We start from the raw sequence: 12,776 nt of genomic DNA, 5'->3' as shown, positions 1-12,776 counted from the left end.
CAAAGAATGTTAGATATTAAAGATTTTTCAATTTTTGAGAACCAAGTTAGTTTCGACTTTAAGGGGTTTTTAATAAAGATAGGGAGTTACTGGAAGTGGTTTTTAGTTAGTTTGTTAATTACGTATACGATTGCTTATCAGGTTAATATTCGAAAAGAAAAAATATACGCAATGGAAACGCTTATTTCTGTAAAAGAAGAAAGTAATCCCTTGTTTACATCTAATACGAGTCTAACTTTTAATTGGGGAGGGACCTCGGATCAAGTTCAAACCATCTCGACCACCCTGCAATCTCGTTCTCACAATGAGCTGGTTGTAGATAAACTACAATACTACATAGACTATCTAGCACAAGGAAAATATAATATGGTAGATGCCTATGGAGCAGTACCCTTTTATGTTACTATTGATAAAAGTAGAGGGCAAATTGCAGGTAATTTAATCAGTATCACTTTTGTTAGTGATTCAGAATATGAACTTAAGATACCTTTTGCAGGAAACTCAGTATCGCTGATCACCTATGCAGACAATTCATATAGTACTACAGCAGTTGTTTCAGGTGATTTTGTAAAGAGATATAAAGTAGGTCAACAAGTAGCCTTACCATTTCTTAACTTGAAGTTAGAGATTAAGGACAATCCCGGGACTTATAAAGGGAATGAATATTTTATTAAATTTAATGATTTTGATGGTACAGTAGGGCGTTACAAAGGAATAAATGTTAGTTCAGACGATCGAGGTGCTTCCATCATAACCCTTGGAATGCAAGGAACAAATAAGGCGCGAATGGTAGAGTACTTAAACGCTACTGTTAAGATGCTTATCAAAAGACAATTAGATAGTAAAAATCAATTTGCAACAAATACTATTAGTTTTATAGATAGTACTCTTGTTGCTATGGAGTCCCAACTGAGAGAAACAGGTGATGAATTGAAATCATTCCGAAAGGATAAAAAAATTATAGATGTCGAAGACGGAGGATCTAAATACTCTGAAAAGATTTCAGAATACGATCTTCAAAAAGATGAAATCGTTCGAAAAATAGCCTATTGTAATTCTTTAAAAGCATATTTAAAAAACACGGTCGATTATTCAAGGTTACCTGCTCCATCTGTTGCGGGAATCGATGATCCTAACATTGCAGGCAATGTGTCCAAGCTAATTGCTTTGTCTGCGCAACGATCAGAGATGGCCTACGCAGTTAAGAGCGAAAAGATTTTTAGAGACTTTGACAATCAAATGGAAGCTGTTAAAAGTGTTCTGCTAGAAAATATCGCTTCTTCAAAGGCTTCTTTACAATATGATTTAGGTATAATTAGTAGTAAGTTAAATCAAGCAGAAGGTGCTATCAGAAAATTACCAGATGATCAGCAGGAATTAATTAAAATAAAACGTAAGTATGATCTTAGTGATAATATTTACAATACATTTTTACAAAAAAGGAGTGAAGCCGACATTGTTAAGGCTGCAAATCTATCAGATATTCATTTTATTGATCCAGCCAAGGATGTGGGAGGTGGATTAATTGGGCCTAAAACCTCTGTTAATTACATATTAGCGCTATTCTTAGGTATATTGATTCCTCTTGTTTTTGTTTTTACGATTTTCTTTATCAATAATGCAATTCAAAATACCGAAGATATTTCTAAGCTTACGCAGATTCCTTTAATAGGTGTTGTAGGTCTGAGTAAGGAGTTAACGGAGTTAGCTGTTTACAATAGGCCTAAATCGGCACTATCAGAGTCCTTCAGAGCGATACGTTCTTCCTTGCAATTTCTCTATAAAAAACAAAAAGTTGATGGTGGAAAAACATTGATGATTACTTCCTCAGTGAGTGGAGAGGGTAAAACATTTTGTTCAATTAATATCGCCACAGTATTTGCTTTAAGTGAGAAAAAAACTGTGATTGTTGGTTTAGATTTACGTAAGCCAAAATTATTTAATGAATTTGATTTAACCAATGATGTAGGAATTGTGAATTACCTGATTGGTCAAAAAGAATTAGAAGATATTGTAAACCATACTCATATTCCTTATTTGGATGTAATTCTTTCTGGTCCTGTTCCTCCAAATCCTTCTGAGCTAATTTTGACCGATTCGATGAATGAGTTAATGGAGAAATTGAAGAAAGAATATGATTATATTATTTTAGATACTCCGCCCGTTGGTTTAGTTTCTGATGCCTTAGAGTTGTCTCAATTTGCAGATGTTACCTTGTATATTGTGAGACAAAATTTCTCTAAGAAAGAAATGATCACTTTATTGAACAATAGAGTTAGAAGAGGAGAGATGGCTAATACTAGCATTATATTCAATGGTTTTGAAAATAAAGCAAAATATGGCGCGGGTTATGGATACGGGTATGGCTATGGCTACGGCTACGGTCCGTATTCAAATGGATATAACGATGACGAAAAACCAAAGTCGCTATATCAAAGACTTCGAAAAGAAGTGATTAAGAGGTGGAAAAACGCTTAAAATTTAATAGATAAACTACTATGCTAACAGATACAAAAAGTACAATTTTGGTTACTGGCGGAGCGGGATTTATAGGATCCAACCTCTGTGAGTATTTTTTGTTGAAAGGAAATAATGTACTATGTCTCGATAATTTTGCAACCGGACACAAGCACAATCTAAAAGATTTTATAAATAATCCCAATTTTAAATTGATCGAAGGGGATATTCGGAATATAGACGATTGTAATAAAGCAGTAACTGGTGTCGATTATGTGTTGCATCAAGCGGCCCTTGGTTCAGTACCACGATCTATAAAAGATCCAATTACTACCAATGATGTCAATGTAAGTGGATTTTTGAATATGTTAACGGCCGCTCGTGATGCTAATGTAAAACGTTTTGTTTACGCTGCTAGTTCATCTACTTACGGAGATTCAGTGGGTCTACCTAAGGTAGAAGAAGTGATTGGCAAGCCGCTTTCTCCTTACGCTATTACAAAATATGTAAATGAGTTGTATGCCGATATTTTTAGTAGGACCTACGGTTTAGAAACGATTGGACTTCGTTATTTTAATGTTTTTGGTCGCAAGCAAGATCCTCTAGGAGCCTATGCTGCTGTGATACCAAAATTTGTAATGCAATTAATGCAACTCGAAAGTCCGCAAATAAATGGGGACGGTAACTATTCTCGCGATTTTACCTATATCGATAATGTTATTCAAATGAATGAACTAGCAATTGGTACGACGAATAAAGAAGCAGTAAATACGGTTTACAATACCGCTTTTGGTGATCGCAATACACTAAATGATTTAGTGTCTTATTTAAAAGAGTATTTGGGGACTTATGATCCAAGAATTAAAGATGTCCAAATTGTTTACGGTGCAAACAGAGAGGGAGATATTCCGCACTCATTAGCCAGTATCGACAAAGCAAAAAAAGCATTAGGATATAGCCCAAAGTTTTCGCTTCAAGAAGGTTTAAAGGAAGCTATTGATTGGTATTGGAATAATCTAAAATAAACAAGCTAGTCTAGCTACATAATAATTGAAAATTTTAATCAAATGAAAATTACTAATATCTGTTGTATTGGTGCAGGATATGTTGGAGGTCCTACTATGGCAATCATCGCACAAAAATGTCCTCACATCAATGTAACTGTTGTCGATTTGAATACAGAGCGCATAGCGGCCTGGAATGATAAAGACGTTAATAATATTCCTATATATGAGCCAGGGTTGGCAGAAGTAGTAGCTGAGGCTAGAGGAAGAAACTTATTTTTCTCTACTGAAGTTGAAAAAGCTATTGATGAGGCTCAAGTTATTTTTATTTCAGTCAATACGCCAACGAAGACTTATGGAAAAGGGAAGGGCATGGCTGCAGATTTAAAATTTATCGAATTGTGTGCTCGCCAAATTGCTAGAGTTGCCAAAGATGATAAAATTGTTGTAGAAAAATCGACTTTACCCGTTCGTACAGCCGAGGCTATCAAAAGTATTTTAGACAACACCGGAAATGGTGTTCAGTTTCAGATACTTTCTAATCCTGAATTCCTTGCTGAAGGTACTGCTGTTCAAGACTTGTTAAACCCTGATCGTATTTTGATAGGTGGTGATAGTTCTCCAGAAGGGCAAAACGCAATGCAGTTACTTGTTGATGTTTATGCAAATTGGGTTGCTAAGGATAAAATATTGACAACCAATGTATGGTCATCTGAACTTTCAAAGTTAACGGCTAATGCTTTCTTGGCGCAAAGGATATCATCTATTAATGCGATGTCTGAACTTTGTGAAAAAACAGGTGCGGATGTTAATGAAGTAGCAAGAGCTATTGGAATGGATAGTAGGATAGGTTCCAAGTTTTTAAAAGCTTCGGTAGGTTTTGGAGGGTCTTGTTTTCAAAAAGATATTTTAAATCTGGTGTACATTGCTAAATCCTATGGCCTAAATGAAGTTGCAGATTATTGGGAGCAAGTAATTATTATGAACGATTACCAAAAAAGGCGTTTTTCTAGTAATATTGTGCAAACCTTGTATAATACAGTGTCTGGAAAAAAAATAACTTTTTTGGGTTGGGCATTTAAGAAGGACACTAATGATACTAGAGAGTCAGCTGCGATTTATGTGGCAGATGATTTAATTAATGAAAATGCACATATTGCAGTGTATGACCCTAAAGTTTCTAGGAAAAAAGTATTAGCTGATTTAGATGGCCTACAAACGAGAAACGCTGCTGCAAACGAATCGAGCATTCAATCCTTTGCCGCACCTTATGAGGCCTGTAAGGATGCATACGCTATAGCTGTTTTGACAGAATGGGATGAGTTTACGGATTACGATTGGCAATCGATATATGATTCGATGCAAAAGCCTGCTTTTATTTTTGACGGTAGAAACGTTTTAGATGGTCCGGCTTTAAGAGCAATTGGTTTTGTGTATCAAGCAATTGGTTCGTAATAATGCGCAGCATGCAAAAGCGAAATTATTACAATTAGTCACAATTTTATTTTAATAAAAAGATCAAGATGAATTGGTACGTACTATATACAAAACCAAAGTGGGAAAAGAAAGTAGCAGAACAATTGAGTAAAAACGGAATTGAATGCTACTGTCCTCTGGTTGTCCAAGTGCGACAGTGGTCCGATAGGAAAAAAAAGGTGGAAGTGCCACTTTTTAATTCCTATATTTTTGTTCAATTATCTGAAGCAGACAGAAATGTGGTTTTCGATTCACCTGGGGTTGTTCGTTATCTTTTTTGGTTAGGCAAACCAGCGATTGTTAGAGATGAAGAAATTAAAGTGATAAAAAAATGGCTTAATAATACTGTTGATACTGATATCTCAGTATCTCATTATAAAGTGGGTGACAGTGTAGAAATTGAGTCAGGTCCTTTCTTGTCTCAAAAAGCAATTGTCCAGCAAGTGAATAGTAATAATTATATACTCGTCTTAGAATCCCTAGGTTGCATATTAAAGATGAAAATAAATAAAGAATAGAAGTACAGATGCTAAAGAAAAGTAATTCTTGCTTTTAGACGTTTTGGATACTCACTAAATATAGTGATTTTAAGATTCGATAATTATTCATTTATTTTGAATGAGTATTGATGTCTAGTTAGTTAAGACTTGGTGCTGTTGTGGTACCCTCTGATCTTCATTTTGTTTAACAAAAAATTAAGGATGTATGGCTTATTGTAGCTATATTTGCCTCGAAATAAATGCAATTTGAGCTCCTTTTATGTGAGTTTGAGTTGCGAAGCTGTGTAAAATTGTGAGTTATTTCTAGATTACAAAAAAATACTATGTTCAATAATTCAAAAATTGCTGTTGTAGGTCTTGGTTATGTGGGTTTGCCATTGGCTAGACTATTTGCAACCAATTATACTGTTGTTGGTTTTGATATTAATGAGGTTAGAGTAGCTGAATTAAAAACGGGTTTAGATGCTACTTTAGAAATTGATGCTATATCTTTAAATAAGGTTTTGCTTCAAGAGCTAAGTACAAGTAACGGTCTTTATGTTACAAATGAAATCGATCACATAAAGGACTGTAATTGTTATATCATCACAGTACCCACGCCAGTTGATAAAAACAATAGGCCAGATTTGACCCCTTTATTTAAAGCGAGTGAGACGGTAGGTCAAGTGTTGAAAAAAGGAGATGTTGTAATTTATGAATCTACTGTTTACCCTGGTGCTACAGAAGAGGAATGTGTTCCTGTTTTAGAAAAAATATCAGGCTTGTCTTTTAATATTGATTTTTTTGTGGGGTATTCTCCTGAAAGAATCAATCCAGGTGACAAAGAACATACGGTAGATAAAATTTTGAAAGTTACTTCTGGTTCTACGCCTGAAGTAGGATTAAAAGTAGATGCATTGTACCGCTCCGTGATTACGGCAGGTACTCATTTAGCACCCTCTATCAAAGTAGCCGAGGCAGCTAAAGTTATTGAAAATTCGCAACGGGATATCAATATCGCCTTTGTAAATGAATTAGCAAAGATATTCAACCTAATGAATATTGATACTCAAGCTGTGTTAGAAGCCGCAAGTACAAAATGGAATTTTTTACCTTTTAAACCCGGTTTGGTTGGAGGTCACTGCATTGGTGTCGATCCTTATTATTTGGCTCAAAGAGCGCAAGAATTTGGTTACCATCCAGAAATCATTTTAGCGGGAAGACGTTTGAACGATAGTATGGCGGATTATGTCGCTTCGCAAATTGTAAAATTGATGATCAAAAAAGGTATTTCTGTAAAAGGAGCCTCTTTATTGATGTTGGGTATTACTTTTAAAGAAAATTGTCCAGACGTTCGAAATACTAAAGTAATTAATGTCATCGAAGCTTTAGTCGATTATGGGATTGTAATTACAACTCATGATCCTGTTGCTGACCCAGAAGCTGTATTAAAGGAATACGGAATTACTACTTGCACTGTATTGCCAAGCGCTGCATTTGATGCAGTAGTTTTGGGAGTGTCACACCAGGCATTTTTATCGCTCGACTTTGAAGCTTTACAAAAACCTTTAAGTATTTTGTACGACGTAAAAGGTGTTTTGGGTAGTAGAGCAGACGGTCGTTTATAGTAATTAATTTTATAGATTAATAAGAGTTTTAAATTATTATGGAAAGTAAATCCATTACACATGTAATATTAACGGGAGGTGTGGGCAGTAGGTTATGGCCATTGTCTCGTAAAAGTCAACCCAAACAATATCTCGATATTTTTGATGGCAAGTCGTTATTTGAAATGACCGTAGATCGTAATAAAAATATTGCTGATAAAGTGATGGTTGTGGGTAATATAGATAATCGTCATTTAAGCGAAAAAGTATTAGAGAAATCGAATACGTCTTATATTGATATAATTGAGTCAACTCCAAGAAATACAGCTGCAGCGATTGCATTTGCTGCATTTGCCTCAGACCCTGACGAAATATTAATAGTAACGCCATCTGATCATATCATTGGCAATGCTGATTTATATGAGCAGTCTATCCAAGAAGCGATTGAAAAAGCTAATAATGGTTTTATAGTCACCTTCGGTATCGTGCCAACGAAACCAGAAACGGGTTATGGGTACATTGAACGAAAGGGAGATAGCGTAATCTCATTCAGAGAAAAACCAAACCAAGTAACGGCCACTGATTTTATAGAAAAAGGAAACTTTTTATGGAACAGCGGGATGTTTTGTTTCAAAGCAAGTGTCTTTTTAGAAGAGTTAAAAAAATACACTCCTGAAGTCTACGAGAAATCAAAAATTGTTTGGGAGAGTAATATAGAGGGTAATCTAGATTTAGTACTTTCGTTAGAGATTCCATCTATAAGTATCGATTATGCAGTGATGGAGCGCAGTAAAAAGATAAAAGTAGTTTCGGCGCAGTTCACTTGGTCTGATTTAGGTTCTTTTGAATCGGTTTATGACTATTTAAAAACAATTGGTCATCCAGTGGATAAACATGGTAATATGGTTATTGGAACGAACAATTTTACTGCATTTGTGGGAGTAAAGGACACCATTTTTGTCTATACACCCACTGCTAACTTGATATTACAAAAACAATCTTCGCAGGATGTAAAAAATGTTTACTCGGCATTAGAGAGACAACATTCTGAATTGTTAAATTAGTATGTAAAAACGCTGATTTAAATTTCTAATCACAAATAAAATATACTTCACTTATGTAACCCTATTAAGGTTGCCACTAAGTGATAAAAAATAATCCCATGAAAAAAATATTAGTGACCGGTGGAGCGGGATTCGTAGGGTCACATTTGTGTCCGCGTTTAATCAACGAAGGTCATGATGTGATTTGCTTGGATAATTATTTTACAGGGGATAAAAAAAATATTTTACACTTGATGGGTAATCCTCGTTTCGAATTGGTTCGTCACGATATTACAGAGCCTTTTTATGCCGAAGTTGATGAAATATACAATTTGGCATGCCCAGCTAGCCCGGTGCACTACCAATACAATCCTATAAAAACGATTAAGACTTCGGTTATGGGAGCGATTAACACCTTAGGATTGGCGAAGCGTGTCAAAGCTAAAATTCTGCAAGCAAGTACAAGTGAGGTGTATGGTGATCCAACCGTTCATCCGCAACCAGAAACCTATTGGGGGAATGTAAACCCTATCGGAATTCGTTCCTGCTATGACGAAGGGAAACGATGTGCAGAGACGTTATTCATGGATTACCACAATCAAAATCAGGTCAATATTAAAATCATCCGTATTTTTAATACGTACGGTCCTAATATGAACCCCGCCGATGGTCGTGTGGTTTCTAATTTTATTGTACAGGCGTTAAAAGGAGAAGACATTACTATTTTTGGAGACGGTTTACAAACTCGTTCTTTCCAGTATGTGGATGATTTAGTAGAGGGAATGATCCGCATGATGAACTCAGCCGATGGTTTTCTAGGTCCAGTAAATATTGGAAACCCAAATGAATTTACAATGCTCGAACTGGCAGAAGCAGTTATAGCTTTAACGGATTCTAAGTCTAAAATTGTTCACCTGCCTTTACCCCAAGACGATCCCAAACAACGTCAGCCCGATATTACATTAGCAAAAGCGAATCTTAATGGTTGGGAGCCTCAAATACAACTCAATGAAGGATTGATTAAAACCATAGCCTATTTTAGAGCGATAGTTTAAAAATAGTCAAGCGCGAATATGGCGCAATGCAGTTTCACTAATTACTTTTAAATAAACACAATCTTAACTCCATACATGCAAGAGCCTAATACGAGTACCGCTAGACCAGAACAAAACTGGACAGAAGAAATTAAGTCTAAGGATTCACTGTTTTCGGTTAATTTAAATGAAGTTTGGCAATATAGAGATTTGCTATTGCTACTTATAAAAAGAGATTTCATTACTTTTTATAAGCAAACCATATTAGGGCCACTTTGGTTTATCTTTCAACCATTGATAACAATGGTCATGTACGTGATTCTTTTTGGACAAATTGCTAAGTTATCTACTGACGGATTACCACAGGTTGCTTTTTACTTAGCAGGAATTACTATTTGGGGGTACTTTGCTGAGGCCTTAACTAAAACTTCCACCGTTTTTAGAGACAATGCTTCAGTTTTTGGCAAGGTGTATTTTCCAAGATTAATAATTCCATTGTCTGTTGTCTGTTCAGCTTTATTGAAATTCGCAGTTCAGTTCAGTTTGTTTGTTGTCGTGGTATTGTATTATACGTTTGTTGTCGGTTCGATTCAGCCTAATATTTGGGTTTTAGCTACTCCTTTTTTAATTTTATTGATGGCTGCTTTTGCCTTGGGATTAGGGATGATTTTTTCGGCATTGACCACCAAATATAAGGATTTAAGTTTTTTACTTGCCTTTGGGGTACAGTTAGCAATGTATGCTACTCCTGTAGTCTATCCTATTTCGGCTATGCCTGAAAAATACATGTGGATCATTAATGCGAATCCGTTAACGGGTATATTCGAATGTTTTAGATATGGATATTTGGGATCTGGTAGTTTTGAAGTATTTAACTTAGGAATGAGTACGCTACTTATTGCGATAATACTAACTATTGGGATTATCATATTTAATAAAGTAGAGAAAAGTTTCATGGATACAGTTTAAATCTGATGGAAGCAACTTACATGAAAATTATCTCAAAATCGAAAAAATTATAATGAAACAATTAGCCATTCAAGCAGAAAACATATCAAAGCAGTACCGACTTGGAGAAGTAGGGACAGGCACATTAACGCATGATTTAAATCGATTTTGGAGTAAAATCAGAGGTAAAGAGGACCCGTATTTAAAAATTGGGGATTCCAATGACCGCACAGTCAGTGGTGGTAGTGATTATGTGTGGTCTTTAAAAGATATTAATTTTGAAATAGAGCAAGGTGATGCGGTGGGTATTATTGGTCGCAACGGTGCAGGAAAGAGTACATTACTTAAGCTATTAAGCAAGGTAACTAAACCTACAACGGGTAATTTTAAAGTGAACGGTCGTATAGCATCTTTGTTAGAAGTAGGTACAGGTTTTAACCCAGAGATGACAGGTAGAGAAAATATCTATATGAACGGTGCTATTCTTGGAATGCGTCGTCATGAAATCACTCGTAAGTTTGATGAAATCGTGGCCTTCTCAGGGGTAGAGAAATACATTGACACTCCTGTAAAACGGTATTCGTCAGGGATGTTTGTTCGATTGGCTTTTGCAGTAGCAGCACATCTTGAATCTGAAATTCTAATTATTGATGAAGTTTTAGCTGTTGGAGATGCTGAATTTCAGAAGAAATGCTTAGGAAAAATGGGCGATGTTTCGAAAGGCGAAGGACGAACGGTGCTTTTTGTAAGTCATAATTTAGCCGCGGTAAAAACATTATGTAATAACGGAATTTTGCTTCAAAATGGCGGATTAAATTTTGCGGGAAATATTGACGCTACTTTAGATTCCTATTTATTGAATAATGCAGATAATGAAAATTCATCAAAATTAATTTTTGAAGTTAATGATAAAAAAGAAGCTCAAATTTTAGAAGTAGAACTTAAAGATGCCGAAGGAAACAATTGTACCGAGTATTTCACCAATCAAGAAATTTTTATTCACATTACCCTAAATAACAACTGCAAAGTAGAAGGTGCAAGACTGAACTTTTCTATTTTAGACAAATATGAAAATCTTATATTTATTACAAGGCGCGATCTTGACTTTAAGGGTGTTACAACTTGGATTGTTAAAATACCAAAAGATAATTTAATTGCAAACAACTACATCTTAGGATTAGCATTAGATATACCAAAAATTAAAGTATTAGATTTCCCTGATAAAAAGATGACTTTAAGCATAGTAGATATAGGGCAAGAAGAGTTTAAATATGGTGACACTGAAAATGGCATTTTTAAAATACCGGTAATATGGAACATGTAAATAAGAAAATTTTATTGCTTTCAACAGGTGATGTTAATGGTGCGTATGAAGCAATTTATAAGCTCAGTTTTTTTCTTAAACAAGAAGGCTTTCAAGTTGCCATGGTTGTAAAAGATAAAACCAGGTCAGATGATTTTATAAAAGCCTATAAACCGATCGAGCCTAAAGTAGATAGTTTAGTTTTTAGAATATTTCAAAAAGTAAAATATAAACTTATTAAGAGTAAACAGGCGCCTCGAATTATTCTAGAGCCTAAATATGGTTTTTTTAGTACCGACGAAACCAGTAATAACATTTCTGCTTCGTCTTTAATCGATCAAATTGGTTTCGCTCCTGATTTTATAATTACAGGAATGACCATTAATTTTATTAATTCTACTGATTTGCTGGCGCTTCAGCAGTATACTAAAGCTCAGGTTTATAATATTACTGTAGATATGAATCATTTTACAGGGGGTTGCCATTTTGCCTGGGATTGTACTGGTTATATTACAGGTTGTACAGATAATTGTCCAGCAATTCTATCAGCAGTTGCTAACGATAAAGCAAAAATCAATTTTGAAACTAAACTTAAAAATGCACAAACAGGAAATTTTAATATTATAGCTGGTTCGGGTTGGACTTTAGATCAAGCTAGAAAATCTAAAATTTATAAAGATCAGAAAACAATAATAAATATTAATAGTTTAATTGACACTACAATTTTAAATAATAAATCGCGTCATTTTGCTAAAGCCATTTTTAATTTAGAAGAGAATAAATTTTATATTTTAATGGGTTGTCAAAATGCTAATGAAGCTAGAAAAGGTTTTGATTATTTATTAGAATCTTTGAATATTTTAGATAAAAAATTATCTGTAGCACAAAAGGAAAGAATAGAAGTTTTGATTGTTTCAAGAACTAACTCTGACAACTTCTCCAAAATACCATTTGCTAAAAGACATATTGATTTTATAAAGGATTACCGTTTGTTGTCTCTGTTGTATCAGGCATCTGATGTTTTTGTTAATTCGTCTATTGAAGATTCTGGGCCGATGATGGTGTCTGAAGCTTTAGCTTGTGGGACTCCGGTTGTGGGATTTGACATGGGCGTGGTCTCAAATATGGTTATAAATGATTACAACGGATATAAAGCTGTTTTAAAAGACAGTCAAGATTTAGCAGTAGGAATTGAAAAGATTATAAGTTTATCAAAAGAGTCTTATAGCGAGTATTCGTACAATGCTGTTAAACAAGTTGAAAATTTCTCTTCAATGAATTATGCAAAAGAAGAGTTCAAAAAAATATTAAATGTTTAAATAATTCTTGCCGAGTAAGATGCAAGCCATTATGTAGATAGCACGTTTAAAAACTTAAATCTCATAAATGAATACAGCTATATTTTATCTAAATTTACAGTATTCG

Annotated in this window: 10 protein-coding genes; all 10 read left to right on the top strand. The window is 34.7% G+C overall.

Features of this window, described 5'->3' with window-relative positions; genetic code table 11:
- Positions 1–6 precede the first annotated feature (6 nt).
- Complete coding sequence (locus H8R22_RS08770) at positions 7–2,478, top strand: polysaccharide biosynthesis tyrosine autokinase (RefSeq protein ID WP_187010077.1); 2,472 nt, start codon at positions 7–9, stop codon at positions 2,476–2,478.
- Between the two features lie 20 nt (positions 2,479–2,498).
- The gene (locus H8R22_RS08765; protein ID WP_187010076.1) at positions 2,499–3,482 is read left to right on the top strand and encodes an SDR family oxidoreductase; all 984 of its coding nucleotides are present in this window, start codon (positions 2,499–2,501) and stop codon (positions 3,480–3,482) included.
- 42 nt (positions 3,483–3,524) lie between these two features.
- Positions 3,525–4,916, top strand: a complete 1,392-nt coding sequence (locus H8R22_RS08760) for a nucleotide sugar dehydrogenase (protein WP_187010075.1) — start codon at positions 3,525–3,527, stop codon at positions 4,914–4,916.
- 68 nt (positions 4,917–4,984) lie between these two features.
- Positions 4,985–5,455 carry a UpxY family transcription antiterminator gene (locus H8R22_RS08755; protein ID WP_187010074.1) on the top strand — a complete coding sequence of 157 codons (471 nt, stop codon included), beginning with the start codon at positions 4,985–4,987 and terminating at the stop codon, positions 5,453–5,455.
- Between the two features lie 305 nt (positions 5,456–5,760).
- A complete protein-coding gene (locus H8R22_RS08750; protein WP_187010073.1) occupies positions 5,761–7,044 on the top strand; it encodes a nucleotide sugar dehydrogenase in 1,284 nt (427 codons plus the stop codon).
- A gap of 38 nt (positions 7,045–7,082) precedes the next feature.
- The gene (locus H8R22_RS08745; protein WP_187010072.1) at positions 7,083–8,087 is read left to right on the top strand and encodes a mannose-1-phosphate guanylyltransferase; all 1,005 of its coding nucleotides are present in this window, start codon (positions 7,083–7,085) and stop codon (positions 8,085–8,087) included.
- 98 nt (positions 8,088–8,185) lie between these two features.
- Positions 8,186–9,121 (top strand): UDP-glucuronic acid decarboxylase family protein, encoded by a 936-nt coding sequence (locus tag H8R22_RS08740; RefSeq protein ID WP_187010071.1) that lies wholly within the window; start codon positions 8,186–8,188, stop codon positions 9,119–9,121.
- Between the two features lie 75 nt (positions 9,122–9,196).
- Positions 9,197–10,069: an ABC transporter permease gene (locus H8R22_RS08735; protein WP_187010070.1), complete on the top strand. Its 873-nt coding sequence runs from the start codon at positions 9,197–9,199 to the stop codon at positions 10,067–10,069.
- 52 nt (positions 10,070–10,121) lie between these two features.
- Complete coding sequence (locus tag H8R22_RS08730) at positions 10,122–11,372, top strand: ABC transporter ATP-binding protein (RefSeq protein WP_187010069.1); 1,251 nt, start codon at positions 10,122–10,124, stop codon at positions 11,370–11,372.
- The gene (locus H8R22_RS08725; protein ID WP_187010068.1) at positions 11,360–12,670 is read left to right on the top strand and encodes a glycosyltransferase; all 1,311 of its coding nucleotides are present in this window, start codon (positions 11,360–11,362) and stop codon (positions 12,668–12,670) included. Before H8R22_RS08730 ends, H8R22_RS08725 begins: the two co-directional genes overlap by 13 nt.
- Positions 12,671–12,776 lie beyond the last annotated feature (106 nt).

The organism is Flavobacterium kayseriense (assembly GCF_014305095.1).
In the GTDB taxonomy this organism is placed as follows: domain Bacteria; phylum Bacteroidota; class Bacteroidia; order Flavobacteriales; family Flavobacteriaceae; genus Flavobacterium; species Flavobacterium kayseriense.
The sequence above is the reverse complement of the archived record's forward strand: the minus strand, read 5'-3'. Positions and strand labels throughout refer to the sequence as shown.

What these genes read in the sequence shown, in the direction of transcription:
- H8R22_RS08770 (WP_187010077.1), top strand. Translation starts at nt 7, where the DNA reads ATGTTAGATATTAAAGATTTTTCAATTTTTGAGAACCAAGTTAGTTTC.
- H8R22_RS08765 (WP_187010076.1), top strand. Translation starts at nt 2,499, where the DNA reads ATGCTAACAGATACAAAAAGTACAATTTTGGTTACTGGCGGAGCGGGA.
- H8R22_RS08760 (WP_187010075.1), top strand. Translation starts at nt 3,525, where the DNA reads ATGAAAATTACTAATATCTGTTGTATTGGTGCAGGATATGTTGGAGGT.
- H8R22_RS08755 (WP_187010074.1), top strand. Translation starts at nt 4,985, where the DNA reads ATGAATTGGTACGTACTATATACAAAACCAAAGTGGGAAAAGAAAGTA.
- H8R22_RS08750 (WP_187010073.1), top strand. Translation starts at nt 5,761, where the DNA reads ATGTTCAATAATTCAAAAATTGCTGTTGTAGGTCTTGGTTATGTGGGT.
- H8R22_RS08745 (WP_187010072.1), top strand. Translation starts at nt 7,083, where the DNA reads ATGGAAAGTAAATCCATTACACATGTAATATTAACGGGAGGTGTGGGC.
- H8R22_RS08740 (WP_187010071.1), top strand. Translation starts at nt 8,186, where the DNA reads ATGAAAAAAATATTAGTGACCGGTGGAGCGGGATTCGTAGGGTCACAT.
- H8R22_RS08735 (WP_187010070.1), top strand. Translation starts at nt 9,197, where the DNA reads ATGCAAGAGCCTAATACGAGTACCGCTAGACCAGAACAAAACTGGACA.
- H8R22_RS08730 (WP_187010069.1), top strand. Translation starts at nt 10,122, where the DNA reads ATGAAACAATTAGCCATTCAAGCAGAAAACATATCAAAGCAGTACCGA.
- H8R22_RS08725 (WP_187010068.1), top strand. Translation starts at nt 11,360, where the DNA reads ATGGAACATGTAAATAAGAAAATTTTATTGCTTTCAACAGGTGATGTT.